General features: G+C 72.4%; 16 protein-coding genes and 1 pseudogene. 13 read left to right on the top strand and 4 right to left on the bottom strand.

The features are described 5' to 3' along the window. Positions 1–11 precede the first annotated feature (11 nt). A complete protein-coding gene (locus Q7A36_RS05135; protein ID WP_305102595.1) occupies positions 12–554 on the bottom strand; it encodes an outer membrane protein assembly factor BamE in 543 nt (180 codons plus the stop codon). Positions 555–629: 75 nt separating this feature from the next. Here Q7A36_RS05135 and Q7A36_RS05140 point away from each other — a divergent pair, with 75 nt between their 5' ends. The 5 genes from Q7A36_RS05140 (at position 630) to Q7A36_RS05160 (ending at position 4,072) form a co-directional block, all read left to right on the top strand. Continuing rightward, positions 630–1,187 (top strand): ubiquinol-cytochrome C chaperone family protein, encoded by a 558-nt coding sequence (locus Q7A36_RS05140; RefSeq protein WP_305102596.1) that lies wholly within the window; start codon positions 630–632, stop codon positions 1,185–1,187. Beyond that, on the top strand, positions 1,177–1,677 hold the full coding sequence (locus Q7A36_RS05145; RefSeq protein ID WP_305102597.1) for a YceD family protein: 501 nt from the start codon (positions 1,177–1,179) through the stop codon (positions 1,675–1,677). The genes Q7A36_RS05140 and Q7A36_RS05145 overlap by 11 nt, the downstream gene beginning before the upstream one ends. A gap of 118 nt (positions 1,678–1,795) precedes the next feature. Beyond that, positions 1,796–1,996, top strand: coding sequence for a 50S ribosomal protein L32 (gene rpmF, locus Q7A36_RS05150; RefSeq protein WP_305102598.1), 201 nt, complete (start codon positions 1,796–1,798; stop codon positions 1,994–1,996). A gap of 68 nt (positions 1,997–2,064) precedes the next feature. Then, positions 2,065–3,078 carry a phosphate acyltransferase PlsX gene (gene plsX, locus Q7A36_RS05155; RefSeq protein WP_305102841.1) on the top strand — a complete coding sequence of 338 codons (1,014 nt, stop codon included), beginning with the start codon at positions 2,065–2,067 and terminating at the stop codon, positions 3,076–3,078. 13 nt (positions 3,079–3,091) lie between these two features. Next, a complete protein-coding gene (locus tag Q7A36_RS05160) occupies positions 3,092–4,072 on the top strand; it encodes a beta-ketoacyl-ACP synthase III (RefSeq protein WP_305102599.1) in 981 nt (326 codons plus the stop codon). 217 nt (positions 4,073–4,289) lie between these two features. On the opposite strand, the gene Q7A36_RS05165 is transcribed toward Q7A36_RS05160, so the two are convergent. Next, the gene (locus Q7A36_RS05165) at positions 4,290–6,188 is read right to left on the bottom strand and encodes a putative bifunctional diguanylate cyclase/phosphodiesterase (protein ID WP_305102600.1); all 1,899 of its coding nucleotides are present in this window, start codon (positions 6,186–6,188) and stop codon (positions 4,290–4,292) included. Between the two features lie 303 nt (positions 6,189–6,491). Here Q7A36_RS05165 and Q7A36_RS05170 point away from each other — a divergent pair, with 303 nt between their 5' ends. The 5 genes and pseudogenes from Q7A36_RS05170 (at position 6,492) to folE (ending at position 8,538) form a co-directional block, all read left to right on the top strand. Further along, positions 6,492–6,806: an integration host factor subunit alpha gene (locus Q7A36_RS05170; RefSeq protein ID WP_305102601.1), complete on the top strand. Its 315-nt coding sequence runs from the start codon at positions 6,492–6,494 to the stop codon at positions 6,804–6,806. 34 nt (positions 6,807–6,840) lie between these two features. Continuing rightward, positions 6,841–7,117: pseudogene (locus Q7A36_RS05175) on the top strand (MerR family transcriptional regulator); the annotation flags it as partial. 173 nt (positions 7,118–7,290) lie between these two features. Further along, a complete protein-coding gene (locus Q7A36_RS05180) occupies positions 7,291–7,542 on the top strand; it encodes a CopG family ribbon-helix-helix protein (RefSeq protein ID WP_305102603.1) in 252 nt (83 codons plus the stop codon). After that, positions 7,539–7,865, top strand: coding sequence for a type II toxin-antitoxin system RelE/ParE family toxin (locus Q7A36_RS05185; RefSeq protein ID WP_305102604.1), 327 nt, complete (start codon positions 7,539–7,541; stop codon positions 7,863–7,865). The genes Q7A36_RS05180 and Q7A36_RS05185 overlap by 4 nt, the downstream gene beginning before the upstream one ends. A 64-nt stretch (positions 7,866–7,929) precedes the next feature. Beyond that, positions 7,930–8,538 carry a GTP cyclohydrolase I FolE gene (folE, locus tag Q7A36_RS05190; RefSeq protein ID WP_305102605.1) on the top strand — a complete coding sequence of 203 codons (609 nt, stop codon included), beginning with the start codon at positions 7,930–7,932 and terminating at the stop codon, positions 8,536–8,538. A 274-nt stretch (positions 8,539–8,812) separates the two neighbouring features. On the opposite strand, the gene Q7A36_RS05195 is transcribed toward folE, so the two are convergent. Next, positions 8,813–10,081, bottom strand: a complete 1,269-nt coding sequence (locus tag Q7A36_RS05195) for a family 1 glycosylhydrolase (RefSeq protein ID WP_305102606.1) — start codon at positions 10,079–10,081, stop codon at positions 8,813–8,815. 163 nt (positions 10,082–10,244) lie between these two features. Between Q7A36_RS05195 and hpxZ the strand changes: the two genes are divergently transcribed. The 3 genes from hpxZ to Q7A36_RS05210 all read left to right on the top strand — a co-directional run bounded on the left by hpxZ (position 10,245) and on the right by Q7A36_RS05210 (position 12,784). Next, complete coding sequence (gene hpxZ, locus Q7A36_RS05200; protein WP_305102607.1) at positions 10,245–10,649, top strand: oxalurate catabolism protein HpxZ; 405 nt, start codon at positions 10,245–10,247, stop codon at positions 10,647–10,649. Continuing rightward, a complete protein-coding gene (locus Q7A36_RS05205) occupies positions 10,646–11,908 on the top strand; it encodes an NAD(P)/FAD-dependent oxidoreductase (protein ID WP_305102608.1) in 1,263 nt (420 codons plus the stop codon). Before hpxZ ends, Q7A36_RS05205 begins: the two co-directional genes overlap by 4 nt. A gap of 117 nt (positions 11,909–12,025) precedes the next feature. Next, entirely contained in the window at positions 12,026–12,784 is a 759-nt protein-coding gene (locus Q7A36_RS05210) for a cold-shock protein (protein WP_305102609.1), read from the top strand. A 95-nt stretch (positions 12,785–12,879) separates the two neighbouring features. Here Q7A36_RS05210 and Q7A36_RS05215 read toward each other — a convergent pair whose 3' ends face one another. After that, positions 12,880–13,623 (bottom strand): aspartate/glutamate racemase family protein, encoded by a 744-nt coding sequence (locus Q7A36_RS05215; protein ID WP_305102610.1) that lies wholly within the window; start codon positions 13,621–13,623, stop codon positions 12,880–12,882. Positions 13,624–13,872: the final 249 nt, after the last annotated feature.

Below are 13,872 nucleotides of genomic sequence, written 5' to 3' on the forward strand. Positions count from 1 at the left end.
CCCGGACACGGCTACCGCCCGGACGCGCTCGGCGCCTGCGCCCCCGGCTGCGTGCCGCCGATCGGCGAGCCCATGGGCCCGATCCGGCCGACATTGCCGAAGAGCGCCTGCATCAGCGTGCGGTCGTTGCCCGGGGTCGGCGTCTCGCGGGTGACCATGTCGACGGGCTGGGCCTCGTCCTCGCCGACCCGCCTGATCTCGCGGACCACGCCGCGCTGGTCGAAATTGATGACCACCGTCTCCTGGTCCGTCACCGCCAGGGCCCGGCCCGGCCGCTGCCGGGTCTTGCTGCTGATGTAGAACCAGGTGCCGTCGCCGAAGGTGCTGGTCTGGGTCGGCGAGCCGAGCAGGGCCTGGACGTCCTGCCGGGTCTGCACACCCGGGGTGATCTCGCGCAACTGGTCCTCGGTGACGCGGTTGCCGCGCTGGATCACCGGCGCCTCGAAGAAGCTGCAGGCGGGCAGGGCGAGCAGGGCGGCGAGGGCCAGCACGGCGCCGCGCGCCGCGGTTGGGCGGTGGGCCGGCGCGTTGACCGGGCGAAGGGGGCGATCCATGTCTGCGGCCGAATGCCACCACGCCGCGGCAGGGTCAACCGTTCCGCGACGCCCAACCCGAAGGACCCCGCCCCGATGGGCCTCTCTGCCCTGTTCCGCCGCAAGCCGCACGAGAGGGCCGGGTTCGAGCTCTATGGCGCGGCCGTCGCGGCGGCCCGCGATCCCTGGTTCTTCGGCGCCCTCGGCGTGCCGGACACGCTCGATGGCCGCTTCGACCTGGTCGGGCTGCATGCGGCGCTGCTCATCCGCCGGCTCCGCCGGGACCCCGACCCGCGCGGCGCGGCGCTGGCCCAGGCGGTGTTCGACGCCATGTTCGCCGACATGGACATCAACTTGCGGGAGATGGGGGTGAGCGACCTGACGGTGGGCAAGCGGGTCAAGCGGATGTGGGAGGCCTTCCACGGCCGCGCCCAGGCCTATGAGGCCGCGCTGGAGTCGGCCGATGCCGCGGCGCTGGCCGCGGCGCTGCACCGCAATGTCTGGCGGGCGGAGGGCGAGCCCGGCGAGGCGGCGCGACGCCTGGCCGCGCAGGCGCTCCGCGCCGCCGATGCCCTCGCTGCGCAGCCCTTCGATGCCCTGCTCAAGGGCCAGGCGCGCTTTCCCGCGCCGGAGGAGGCCGCCGATGCCGGCTGACAGCCCGGAATTCTCCCGCCCCCTCGCTCTCGGCCGGGTCGGGCCGGAGGGGCGGACCGAGGTGCTGGAGGCGAGCGAGGCGGAGCGCGCCGCGCTCGCCCGCCGCTTCGGCATCCTCGGCATCGAGGCGCTGCACGCGACGCTGCGGCTCTCTCCCGAGCCCGATGGCGCGGTGCGCGTCGAGGGGCGGCTGGAGGCGGCGGTCACGCAGGAATGCGTCGTCACACTCGACCCCGTGGCGCAGCAGGTGGCGGAGGCGTTCGCGCTCCGCCTGCTGCCGGCGGGGCGGGAGCCGGCGGATGGCCCGGACGACCTCGACGAGATCCCGACCGAGGACGACACCGCCGATCTCGGGGAGGTGGTGGCGGAGCAGCTCGCGCTCGCGCTCGACCCCTATCCGCGCGCCTCGGGCGCCGAGCTGCCGCCCGAGGCGCAGGCGGAGGCGGCGGGCGCCTTCGCCGCGCTGGCCGCCCTGCGGCGCAAGGGATAGCGCCGGTCATTCCGGTGCGGCTGCCCGCACCGCTGCTTGCACCGTGGGGGGTGGGGTGCTACAGCCGCGCGCTCCCGCAGAATCCTGCTGATTTCGTTGTGAAGAGAGGCTCGGCGCCATGGCCGTTCCGAAGAAGAAGGTTTCGCCCTCCCGCCGCGGTATGCGGCGGAGCCATGAGGCGCTGTCCACCCAGGCGCATAACGAGTGCCCGAACTGCGGTGAGCTCAAGCGCCCGCACCATGTCTGCGGCCAGTGCGGCCATTACGACGGCCGCGAGGTCATCGCGGCCGAGGCCGTGAAGGGCGTGGTCCGCACCTGAGCCGCCGCAATCCGGCCGGCAGGGAACCGAAGATCGTGTCGAAGCCCTTCTCCCTGGCGATCGACGCCATGGGGGGTGACAACGCACCCGACATCGTGCTGGACGGGCTGGAGATCGCCGCCGAGCGGCATCCGCAGGCCCGCTTCCTGCTCGTCGGCGACGAGGCCCGGATCGGAGCCATGCTGGCGCGGCGCCCGCGCGCGGCGAAGGTCTGCATGATCCGCCACGCGCCGGACGTCATCTCCTCGGAGATGAAGCCGACGGCGGCGCTGCGGCAGGGCCGGCACAGCTCCATGCGCGTGGCGATCGATTCCGTCGCGGCGCGGGAGGCGGCGGGCGTGGTCTCGGCCGGCAATACCGGCGCGCTGATGGCGCTGGCGAAGATCGTGGTGAAGACGCTGCCGGAGATCAACCGGCCGGCGCTCGCCGCCATCATGCCCTCGGCCCGCGGCGACGTGGTCATGCTCGACCTCGGCGCCAATGTGCAGTGCGACGCGCGCAACCTGGTGGAGTTCGCCGTCATGGGCGACACCTTCGCCCGCGCCGTGCTCGGCCTCACCGCGCCCTCCTTCGGGCTGCTGAACGTGGGGTCTGAGGAATTGAAGGGCGACGACCGCGTGCGCGCCGCCGCTGAGGTGCTGAAGGACAGCCATATCGGCGGCAATTTCCACGGCTTCGTGGAAGGCCACGACATCACCGCCGGCACGGTGGACGTGGTGGTCACGGATGGCTTCACCGGCAATGTCGCGCTGAAGACCGGCGAGGGCGCGCTGAAGCTGATGCGCGACCTGCTGAAGCAGGTCTTCACCAGCAGCGTGCCGGCGCGCATGGGCTACCTGCTGGCCCGGCCCGCGCTCGACCGCCTGCGCGAGTGGATGGACCCGCGCCGCTACAACGGCGCCATCCTGCTCGGCCTGAACGGCGTTGTCGTGAAGAGCCATGGCGGCACCGATGCGCTGGGCTTCGCCCATGCGGTCGACGTCGCCATGGACATGGTGACCCACCACTTCAACGACCGCATCCGGGAGGGCCTCTCCCGGCTATCCTCCGTACCGGCCCAGCCGGTGCCCTCCGTCCCTTGAGGATTCGAGCGTCATGGTGACCCGCGCCATCATCGCCGGCTGCGGCGGCTACCTGCCGGACCGCGTGGTCACCAACGACGCGCTCGCCGAGGCCTTCGGCATCGAGACCTCGGATGCCTGGATCGTGGAGCGGACCGGCATCCGCCAGCGCCATATCGCGGCGCCGGGGGAGACCGCGTCCTCGATGGGCGCGGCGGCGGCGCGGCAGGCGTTGGAGCGCGCCGGCGTCCCGGGCGCGGAGGTGGACTGCATCATCGTCGCGACCGCGACGCCGAACAGCGCCTTCCCCGCGACCGCGGTGCGCATCCAGGCGGCGATCGGCTCGACCCGCGGCTTCGCCTTCGACGTCTCGGCCGCCTGCACCGGCTTCGTCTATGCCCTCGGCGTCGCGGACGCGATGATCCGCTGCGGCCAGGCGCGCTGCGCCCTGGTGATCGGGACCGAGGTCTTCTCCCGCATCCTCGACTGGACCGACCGCGGCACCTGCGTGCTGTTCGGCGACGGCGCCGGCGCGGTGCTGCTGATGGCGGGGGAGGGGCGCGGCGACGCGACGGATCGCGGCATCCTCTCGACCCACCTGCATTCCGACGGCCGGCACGGCGACATCCTGCTGGTCGATGGCGGGCCCGGCTCGAACGGCGAATGCGGCAAACTGCGCATGGCGGGCAAGGAGGTCTTCCGCCACGCCGTCTCCAAGCTCGCCGCCGTGGTGGACGAGGCGCTGGCCGCCAATGGCCTCGCCCAGTCCGACGTCCGCTGGCTGATCCCGCACCAGGCCAATGCCCGCATCATCGATGCCATGGGCAAGAAGCTCGGCCTGCCGAAGGAGCGGGTGGTGGTGACGGTGGACCGCCACGCCAATACTTCGGCCGCCTCCATCCCGCTGGCCCTGGCCGAGGCCGCCGGCCGCGGCTGGATCGAGCGCGGCGACCTGATGGTGCTGGAAGGCATCGGCGGCGGCCTGACCTGGGGCGCGACGCTGGCGCGCTTCTGAGGCGTGGCGATGACCGAAGGGCCGGATGGCCCGGAGGTCTGAATCGGCCCGCCCGACATACAAGGCGTGCCGATGACCGAAGGGCCGGATGGCCCGGAGGTCTGAATCGGCCCGCCCGACATACAAGGCGTGCCGATGACCGCAGGGCCGGATGGCCCGGAGGTCTGAATCGGCTCGCCCAACATACAAGGCGCCTCGCCCCCTGGCGCGCCGCCGCTCAGGCGGCCGCGGTGGCCTGCGCCGCTGCCGAGGCGGCCGTCCGGAGCATCTCCCGCGCCGCCTCGCCCGGGACCGGCCGGCCGAAGAGATAGCCCTGCGCCTCGGTGCAGCCATCGGCGCGCAGCCGCTCGAACTGCTCGCGCGTCTCCACCCCCTCCGCCGTGGTCCGCATGCCGAGGCTGCCGCCGAGGCCCGAGATCGCCCGCACGATCGCCCGCGCATCGCCCCGCTTGCCGATGTCCCGCACGAAGGACTGGTCGATCTTGATCTTGTCGAAGGGGAAGCTGCGGAGATAGCCGAGCGAGGAATAGCCGGTCCCGAAATCATCCATCGAGATCCGCACGCCGAGGCCGCGCAGGCGGTGCAGGATGGCCATAGTGGTGATGTTGTCCTGCAGCATGATGGACTCCGTCACCTCGATCTCGAGCCGCGTCGCGGGCAGGCCGGCCGCGGCCAGCGCCTCCGCCACCGCGTCGACCAGGCGCGGCGTGCCGAACTGCACGGCCGAGACGTTCACCGCGACGGACACCCCGCCGGGCCAGGACGCCGCCTCCCGGCAGGCCTCCCGCAGCACCCATTCGCCGAGCGGGAGGATGAGCCCCGTCTCCTCGGCGAGCGGGATGAACTCGCCCGGCGGGATCAGGCCGCGCTCGGGGTGCTGCCAGCGCAGCAGCGCCTCGAAGCCGGTGATGCGGCCGGAGGCGACCTCGACCAGCGGCTGATAATGCAGGCTGAACTGCCCGGCCGCCAGCGCCTGGCGCAGGTCGAGCTCGAGCCGCCGGCGTTGCTGCATGCGCGCGTCCATCTCCGCCTCGAAGAAGCGCCAGGTGCCGCGCCCCTCCGCCTTGGCGCGATGCAGCGCGAGGTCGGCCGCCTTCAGCAGGATGTCGGGCGCGCCGCCATCGGCCGGGGCGAGGGCGATGCCGATGCTGGTGCCGACGACGACCTGATGGCCCTCGATCTCGTAGGGCTCGCTCAGCGTGGCGATCAGCCGGCGGGCGAGCGCCGTGGCCGCGGAGGGCTGCGCCGCCATGGTCTGGATGACGGCGAACTCGTCGCCGCCGAGGCGCACGACCGTGTCCGTCTCCCGCAACTGGGCGCGCAGGCGGGCGGTGACGGCCCGCAGCAGCCCGTCGCCGACGGGGTGGCCGAGCGTGTCGTTCACCGCCTTGAACCGGTCGAGGTCGAGGACGAGCACGGCGAACTCCTCCCCGCGCTGGCAGCGGGCGAGCGCCTCCTCCATCCGGCCATGGAGCTGGGCGCGGTTCGGCAGGCCGGTCAGCGCGTCGTGCCGCGCCATGTGCTCGATCCGCGCCTCGGCCTCGCGCCGCTCGGTCACGTCCTGGAAGGTGAGGATGCAGCCGCCGCCCTCCAGCCCCCGGCCGGAGACGGCGAGGATGCGGCCGCCGCGCACCTCCTCGACATCGAGGCTGGCGCCCGGGGCGAAGATCCGCCGGCGCGCGGCATAGACCCGGTCGGCGCTCCGCTCCGGGAAATGGCCGGCGGCGATGCAGGCCGCGACCGCCTCGCGATAGGTCATGCCGACCCGCAGCGTGCCGGGCGCCAGGCCGAGCACGGCGTTCAGCCGCTCGTTCGCCACGACCAGCCGCTCCTCGGCGTCGTACATGGCGAGGCCGAGGGCCATGTTGTCCATCGCCGCCACGAAGCGGGCATTCTGCGTCCGGAGCTCGCGCACCAGCGCCTCCTGCCGGCCATTGGCCGCCTCCAGCGCCTCGGCCATCAGGGCCATGGCGCGCTCGGCGCGGCGGCGGTCGCGCTCGGCCGCCTCATAGGCGGCGCCGACCAGCAGGCCGAGCCGGGCGATGTCCACGACTCCATCGGGACCGGTCGCCCGGGCGAGCTGGCGGGCGAATTGGCGGTGCGGCGAGCCCGGCATCAGCCCCGCACCTGCCGCGCCCTGGCATGGCGGACGAGCCCGACCGTGCCGCCCGCAGGCGGCCCCTGCCAGCCGCCGGCCGGGGCCCAGATCGATTCCTCGCACCGCATGCGCCATCTCCACCCGGTCGCGGATGCAACCGGGAGGTCAGGATCACCCGAATCCTATAAGCAGCGGTTAGCACCGTCGCCCGGATGCCACGGTGTGGCAGGCCTGCGGGCCACTCCGGCAGGCCGTGCTTGACCGCCCGAACCGATGCGGGTTTCCTTGGCGCGAGAAGGGTTTGCGGGAACCAGTTACGGCATGAACACGCTGACGCGTGCCGGCCTCGCCGAGGCGATCTACAGCCAGGTCGGGCTGTCGCGGAACGAATCCGCGGCGCTGCTCGAGGCTGTGCTGGAACGCATGGCCGCGTCGCTCGAAGCCGGGCAGGCGGTGAAGATCTCCGCCTTCGGCACCTTCCTGGTGCGGCAGAAGGGCCAGCGCGTGGGGCGCAATCCCAAGACGGGGGTGGAGGTGCCGATCCTGCCCCGCAAGGTGCTGTCCTTCCGCCCTTCCCAGGTGCTCAAGGCCCGCATCAACGGCCAGGCGGTGCCGCATGGGGATGAGGAGGCGTGAGGCGGCCTGACCGCCTGCCACGACCGGGCCGGGCATGAGCGACGATCCCGCCGATCCCGGGCCGCCGCGCCCCCGCAAGGCGCCGACGGCCTTCCGCACCATCTCCGAGGTGGCGGACGACCTGCACATCCCGCAGCACGTGCTGCGGTTCTGGGAAACCAAGTTTCCCCAACTCAAGCCGCTCAAGCGGGGCGGCGGCCGGCGCTACTACCGGCCGGAGGACATCGCGCTGCTCCGGCGCATCTCCGATCTCCTCTATACCCAGGGCTATACCATCAAGGGCGTGCAGCGCCTGCTGCGGGAAGGCGGGCTGGCCGAGGGTGAGCATGCCGAGCTGCCGCTGGGCGAGCCGGAGCATCCGCCGGGCAGCGTGCGGGCGGTGCTGGAGGAGCTCGAGGACCTGGCCGAGGAGCTGCACGCGCTGGCCGGGCGCTGAGGTGGCGACGTCGATCCCGGCGCGGTAGCATTGCTGCAGGAGGTGCCCATGGCCGAAATCGGGACCGTCCCTGTGACCATCCGCATGTCGCCGGAGCGGCGTGACGCTCTGGACGACTTGGCGCGGCGGCTCGAGCGCGACCGGAGCGAGTTGGTGGACGAGGCCGTGGCCGAGTTCATCGACGCCCGTCTCGGTTGGGCCGCGCATCTGCAGGCCGGGCTGCAGGAGGCCGAGGCCGGTGACATCGCGACCGAGGTGGAGGTTGCGGCCGCCTTCGCACCGCGTGCCAAGCGGGATTGATCACGGTCGCATTCGCCCGGCGCGCGCTCGCCGACCTCAGGCTGTTGCGGGCGTTCATTATCGCGGGCCACCCGGACGGGCAGGCGGCGGGCGAGCGGCTGGCCGATGCGATGGCGGCGCGGCTGGCGCGGGCGATCGAGGCGCTGCGCGAGTTCCCGCGCATGGGGCAGCCGGGCGATATTCCCGATACGCGGGAGATCACGGTCCCTGGTCCCACCCGCCGGCTGACCTGCCGGGTGGGCTATCGGCCGGACGGTGACCGTGTGACCGTGCTCGGCATCACCTGGGGCGGCCGGCATTTCACCGCTGCCGACGGCGAATAGGCGACGGGCGGCATACGCGCGCGCCCGCCATGCGTTGCCACCAGGACAGCCAGGGGAGGACCCGATGCCCGCCAAGCCGCTCGCCGAACAGCCGGTGCCGCCCGACCGCCCGTCCCGCGCCGAAGCCGAGGCCGCCGTCCGCACCCTGCTCCGCTGGGCCGGCGACGACCCGCACCGCGAGGGGCTGCTGGACACGCCCAAGCGGGTGGTGAAGGCCTATGAGGAATTCTTCGCCGGCTACGGCATCGACCCGGTCGCGGTGCTGGAGCGCACCTTCGCCGAGACCGAAGGCTATGACGAGATCGTCCTGCTGAAGGACATCCGGCTCGAGAGCTATTGCGAGCACCACATGGTGCCGATCATCGGCGTCGCGCATGTCGCCTACCTGCCGGCGCAGCGCGTGGTCGGCATCAGCAAGCTGGCGCGGGTGGTGCACGCCTATGCCAAGCGGCTGCAGATCCAGGAGAAGCTGACGGCGCAGATCGCCAATACCATCGAGGCGGTGCTGCAGCCGCGCGGCGTCGCCGTGGTGATCGAGAGCGAGCACCAGTGCATGACGACGCGCGGCGTGCACCAGCACGGCGCCAGCATGGTCACCAGCCGCATGCTCGGCGTCTTCCGCGACGATGCCAATACGCGGCGGGAGCTGATGGCGCTGATCGGGAAGGGGTGAGGCGTGCCGATGACCGAAGGGCCGGAGGGGTCCCCACGAAGCGGCGCTTTTTGGGGTACCCCGGATGGCCCGGAGGTCTGAATCGGCTCGCCCAACATACAAGGCGTGCCGATGACCGAAGGGCCGGAGGGGTCCCCACGAAGCGGCGCTTCGTGGGGCGCCCCGGATGGCCCGGAGGTCTGAACCGGCCCGCCCGACATACAAGGCGGCCCGGCCCGGCCCGCCCGGACGCCGGGGGAATCCCTCCCCCGCCGGAGCGGGGGAGGGGAGGCCGTCACGCCGAGGCGCGCAGTCCCGTCAGGTGGCCCTCGGACTGCAGCACCGGCGTCCAGGCCTCGATCAGCCGCTTGTAGGCGCGGCCGACGTTGCGGATGTTGCGGTCGAGGTCGTAGAGGCCGCGCGGGTGGACGTCGCCCCGCTTCTCCCGCAGCGCGCTGTGCCAGTCGATCTGGTCGTTCAGCGAATACCAGGTGAAGCCCAGCATCGGCAGGCCTTCCTGCCGCAGGCGCATGATCCCGGACCACTGCTTCCACAGCCAGCGCTCGGCCTCGTCGCCGCGCGGGCCCTCGTCCATGTTGGTCTCGGTATGCATGATCGGCAGACCGTAGCGGGCGTAGTAGTCGCGCGTGACGGTGTCGTAGCCGAAGACCTCGTCGGCGCGGCGGCAATGGCCCTCGCCGTTGATGAGGTGCTCGTTGGTGATGTACCAGTCGTTGCCCATCACGCAGTGCCGGCGCAGCTCCCGGCCGCGCATGAAGAAGGCGTATTCCTCCCGCGGCATGCCGTTGTCCATGAGGTACTCGTACATTGAGGAGCAGACGCGCCGGCCGTAGTTGAGGTCCAGCGTGAGGAAGCGCTCGGCGTTGCGGTGCTCGGCATGCGGCAGGGCGCGCGGGCATTCGGGGTGGAAATGCTCGGTCGATTCCGACTGGATGAAGACGGCGTCCGGCCGGACCTCGAGGATCGCGCGCATCGCCAGCACATTGGCGCGGACGACGTTGCGGATGGCGGTGACATAGCTGCGGTCGTCGGTCCGACGCTCGTTCCACCAGCCGTACTTGGCGCTGAAGACCGCGGTGATGAACATCTCGTTCACCGGGGTATAGAGCTGCACCCAGGGGAAGCGGGCCGCGAATTCCCGGGCATAGTCGGCGAAGAGCGCGGGGAAGTCGGGGTTCTGGAAGTCGCCGATGAAGTCCGGCACGCCGAAATGGCAGAGATCGACGATCGGCAGGATGCCGAGGCGGCGGAGCTCGGGGAAGCTCTCGTCGGCGAAGGACCAGTCGTGCCGGCCGGATTCGCGCATGGTGGAGTAGAGCTGCGGCCCGTAGCGGAGCGCGTTGCAGCCGATCTCCCGGGTCAGCAGCAGGTCGTCCCGCCAGCGGTCGTAATGCCGGCACTCGATCATCTGGTCGCGCCGGATGCGGCTCCCGTCCGGGCCCAGGATGGTGGGCGCGCTGTTCTCGATGCCGGTGGCGAAGAGGAAGCCGTGGTCGGCGAGGGCGGGCAGCAGCACGGGCGCGGGCGAGAGGGCGTCCAGCATCAAATCGGGTCCCAGGGAAATGTGACGCCAAATTGTATTCAGTATTTTGTGAGCGAAGGCATGTGAACTCGCTGTCATCTTTTGCCCGCCGCTCCCGCCCGGGCCGGCTTTGCGGCCCGTCGCTGCCGCGGCATCCTCGGCCCGATCCCAGGAGTCTTGCCGCATGCAGATCGACGACCCGGCGGTGATCGCCGAGGCGCGCGCCGTCTTCGACCGCTACGAGCGCGCCATCGCCGAGAACGACACCGCTGTGCTGGACGACAGCTTCTGGGCGGATCCGCGCACGGTGCGCTTCGGCACCACCGAGATCCTCTACGGCATCGACGCCATCCGCGCCTTCCGCGCCGGCGTCGCCCGCTACGCCCCGCGCGCCATCCGCCGCGTCCACATCACCAGCTTCGGCCGGGACTTCGCCTGCACCCACCTGGAATACCAGCGCACCGACAGCGGCCTCATCGGGCGGGAGACCAAGATCATGGTCCGCCTGCCCGATATCGGCTGGAAGGTCGTCTCGGCGCATGTCTCGCTGCTGGCCGGGGCCGATCCCGGCCGGGTGCAGAAGGCGTGACCACCCACAGCGTCGTCATCGGCGCCGGCATCGTCGGCGCCTGCACCGCCCTCGCCCTGCTGAAGGAGGGGCACCGCGTCACCATCCTCGAGCCCGGCCCGCCGGGTGGCGAGCAGGCGGCGAGCTACGGCAATGGCTGCTGGCTCAGCCCCATGTCGGTCATCCCGCCGGCGGTGCCGGGGCTGTGGCGGAAGGTGCCGGGCTTCATCGCCGACCCGCTCGGGCCGCTCGCCATCCGCTGGACCTACCTGCCGCGCGCCCTGCCGTGGCTGGCGCGCTACCTGCTCTCGGGCTGGACGGAGGGGCGCGTCGCGCGCACCGCGGTGGCGCTGCGCGCCATCCTGCGCGACGCCCCGGCGCTGCACGCGGCGCTGGCCGAAGAGGCCGGCGTTGGCTCGCTGATCGAGCGCACCGGCCTGATGTATGTCTATCCCTCCCGCGCCGAGTTCGCGCAGGAGGCGATGGCTTGGCGCATCCGCCGCCAGGTCGGGATCGAGTGGCTCGAACTCTCGGCCGAGGAATTGCGCCAGCGCGAGCCGGCGCTCGACCGGCGCTATGGCTTCGCCGCGCTGGTCGAGGAGGGCGGGCATTGCCGCGATCCCGGCGCCTATGTCGCGGCGCTGGTCGCGCTCGCCGAATCGCAGGGCGCGCAACGGGTCGCCGCGCGCGCCACCGGCTTCCGCCTCGAAGGCGGCCGGCTGCGCGCGGTGCGGACGGCAGAGGGCGAGATCGCCGCCGACCGCGCCGTCATCAGCGCCGGCGCGCATTCGAAGGCGCTCGCCGCCGCCGCCGGCGACCGCGTTCCGCTCGAGACCGAGCGGGGCTACCACGCCATGATCGAGGATCCCGGCACCGGCCCGCGCACGCCGCTGATGCCCTCCGACGGCAAGATGTCGATCACCTGGACGAATCGCGGGCTGCGCTGCGCCGGTCAGGTGGAGATCGCCGGCCTCGCCGCCGCGCCGAACTGGAAGCGGGCCGAAATTCTTCGCGACCACCTGCTGCGCAGCTTCCCCGGCCTGCCGCGCGACCTGCCGGCGGAGCGGGTGAAGCTCTGGATGGGGCACCGTCCCAGCATGCCGGACGGGCTGCCCTGCATCGGGCCGTCGCGCGCCACCTCCGACATCGTCCATGCCTTCGGCCATGGTCATGTCGGACTTGTGGCGGGGCCGCGGACGGCGCGGCTGGTCGCGCAGATGCTCTGCGGCCGCGCGCCGGAGGTCGATCCGCGCCCCTTCGATCCCCGTCGTTTCGCTTGATTTCGCGCTCGCTTTAGGGCCGGTGCGGTGTCATGCTCTCAGTTGGCGGCCCTGCATTCCCGTCGGGTCGTGCCACACGAGCTACGGAACTATCATCAAGTGCCTTCCGATACTGACATGCCGGGCGACGCCGGGCCGATCGAGGCCCAGGTCAAGTGGTACAACGCCCGCAAGGGCTTCGGCTTCGTGCTGGGGCCTGACGGACAGGACGTGTTCTTCCATGCCTCGGCGTTGACCGAGGCGGGGATCGAGCCGCCCGATACGGGCGACACGCTTGTCTGCGAGATCGGCACGGACCGCCAGGGCCGGCGGCTGGTCACCCGCATCACCGAGCTTCGGCGCGGCGAGGGCGGGGCGGCGGCGGCCGGGGCGGCACGGCGTCCGTATCGGGAAGGCGGCTTCGGCGACCGGCCGCCGCGGCGCGACTTCGGCGGCGGCGGCGGTTTCGGCGACCGACCGCCGCGGCGTGACTTCGGCGGCGGTGGCGGCTTCGGCGACCGTCCCCCGCGGCGCGATTTCGGTGGCGGTGGCGGCTTCGGCGATCGCCCGCCGCGGCGCGACTTCGGCGGCCCGGGTGGCGGCTTCGGCGGCCCGCGGTCCGGCGGTCCGGGGGGCGGCTTCGGCGACCGTCCGCCGCGGCGCGACTTCGGCGACCGCGATGCCGGCGGCCCGACCTATTCGATCACCGGCACGGTGAAGTGGTTCGACCAGGTCCGCGGCTTCGGCTTCGTGACGCCCGAGGATGGCGGCCAGGACGTCTTCCTGCACTCCTCCGTCCTCCAGCGCGCGGGGCGCCAGGATGTGCAGCAGGGCGAGAAGGTCGACCTCGATGTCCGCGACGGCCAGCGCGGCCGCCAGGCGGTGAACCTGAAATAGCCCGGCGGGGCGGATCGCCGCCTTCGTCATCCCAGGGGCCATGGCGGCGACGCCATGGCCCTTTGCGCATCCGGGCCTCGGCCGCGATCCGCGCCTCAGCCCGCGAAGCGGCGCGGGCGCAGCCCCGCATGGAACCAGGTGATCAGGGAGTAGATGTCGAAGACCGGGCGGCCGAGCGCGTCCTGCAGCGCCGCCGCATAGGGCGGCATGTTGGTGCATTCGAGCACGATCGCCCCGACCTCGGGATGCGCCGCGACCAGGGCACGGCCGGCCTCGAGCAGGTCCTGCTCGGCGAGCGCGACATCCATGTCCTCCTTCTCCGCCAGGATCAGCACGCGGAAGAACTCGCGTCCTCCTTCCGTGCCCATGACCGGCGTATCCGCCGGCACGCCGGCGGCGGCGAGATGCGCCGGCGTCAGCGAGCCCCGGCTCACCGTCAGCACGCCGACCCGCTGCCCCGGCGGCAGCGTCGCCTGCACCCAGGGCACCTGCAGCAGGGAGGAGGTGGCGACTGGCACGCCGACCGCCGCCTGCAGCTCCTGCTGGAAGAGCGAGAGGAAGCCGCAGTTGGTGGTGATCGCCTCGGCGCCCTGCGCGACGAGGTCCTGTGCCGCGGCGACAAAATCGGGCAGCAGGCCGCGCGCGCCCTGCAGCACCACCCGCTCGGGCGAGGCGCCGCGCACCACGCGGTAGAGCACCGGGAAGGGCCAGGTCGTGGCGTTGCCCATGTCGCCCGGGATGCGCGGGAAGCGCGCCTCCAGCATCAGGATGCCGAGCGGCGCGCCATAGATGGCCTTGCCGCCGCGCGCCAGGCGCGGCGCTGTCGCATGCAGGTTCATGCCGGAAGCCTAGGGCGGATCGCCGCGGCATGGAAACGTCCGGCGGCGCGGATCAGCCCTGCAGGTCGTCCCCCGGGGCCGTCGCGGACGCCCCGCATCACAGGGGTGTTCCGGACCGCAGGCCGCCCCGGCGGAACCTCCGCGCGGCGGGACCGTAGAGGGGGCGAGGGCGGCCGGTTGCCGCCCGGCGAGGTCCCTCATGGCCAATGACACTCCCCCCGTTTCGCGTGCCCGGATCGCCGGCCACCC

It is taken from the genome of Paracraurococcus lichenis, from assembly GCF_030657435.1.
In the GTDB taxonomy this organism is placed as follows: Bacteria; Pseudomonadota; Alphaproteobacteria; order Acetobacterales; family Acetobacteraceae; genus Paracraurococcus; species Paracraurococcus lichenis.

What these genes read in the sequence shown, in the direction of transcription:
- Q7A36_RS05135 (WP_305102595.1), bottom strand. Translation starts at nt 554, where the DNA reads ATGGATCGCCCCCTTCGCCCGGTCAACGCGCCGGCCCACCGCCCAACC.
- Q7A36_RS05140 (WP_305102596.1), top strand. Translation starts at nt 630, where the DNA reads ATGGGCCTCTCTGCCCTGTTCCGCCGCAAGCCGCACGAGAGGGCCGGG.
- Q7A36_RS05145 (WP_305102597.1), top strand. Translation starts at nt 1,177, where the DNA reads ATGCCGGCTGACAGCCCGGAATTCTCCCGCCCCCTCGCTCTCGGCCGG.
- rpmF (WP_305102598.1), top strand. Translation starts at nt 1,796, where the DNA reads ATGGCCGTTCCGAAGAAGAAGGTTTCGCCCTCCCGCCGCGGTATGCGG.
- plsX (WP_305102841.1), top strand. Translation starts at nt 2,065, where the DNA reads ATGGGGGGTGACAACGCACCCGACATCGTGCTGGACGGGCTGGAGATC.
- Q7A36_RS05160 (WP_305102599.1), top strand. Translation starts at nt 3,092, where the DNA reads ATGGTGACCCGCGCCATCATCGCCGGCTGCGGCGGCTACCTGCCGGAC.
- Q7A36_RS05165 (WP_305102600.1), bottom strand. Translation starts at nt 6,188, where the DNA reads ATGCCGGGCTCGCCGCACCGCCAATTCGCCCGCCAGCTCGCCCGGGCG.
- Q7A36_RS05170 (WP_305102601.1), top strand. Translation starts at nt 6,492, where the DNA reads ATGAACACGCTGACGCGTGCCGGCCTCGCCGAGGCGATCTACAGCCAG.
- Q7A36_RS05180 (WP_305102603.1), top strand. Translation starts at nt 7,291, where the DNA reads ATGGCCGAAATCGGGACCGTCCCTGTGACCATCCGCATGTCGCCGGAG.
- folE (WP_305102605.1), top strand. Translation starts at nt 7,930, where the DNA reads ATGCCCGCCAAGCCGCTCGCCGAACAGCCGGTGCCGCCCGACCGCCCG.
- Q7A36_RS05195 (WP_305102606.1), bottom strand. Translation starts at nt 10,081, where the DNA reads ATGCTGGACGCCCTCTCGCCCGCGCCCGTGCTGCTGCCCGCCCTCGCC.
- hpxZ (WP_305102607.1), top strand. Translation starts at nt 10,245, where the DNA reads ATGCAGATCGACGACCCGGCGGTGATCGCCGAGGCGCGCGCCGTCTTC.
- Q7A36_RS05210 (WP_305102609.1), top strand. Translation starts at nt 12,026, where the DNA reads ATGCCGGGCGACGCCGGGCCGATCGAGGCCCAGGTCAAGTGGTACAAC.
- Q7A36_RS05215 (WP_305102610.1), bottom strand. Translation starts at nt 13,623, where the DNA reads ATGAACCTGCATGCGACAGCGCCGCGCCTGGCGCGCGGCGGCAAGGCC.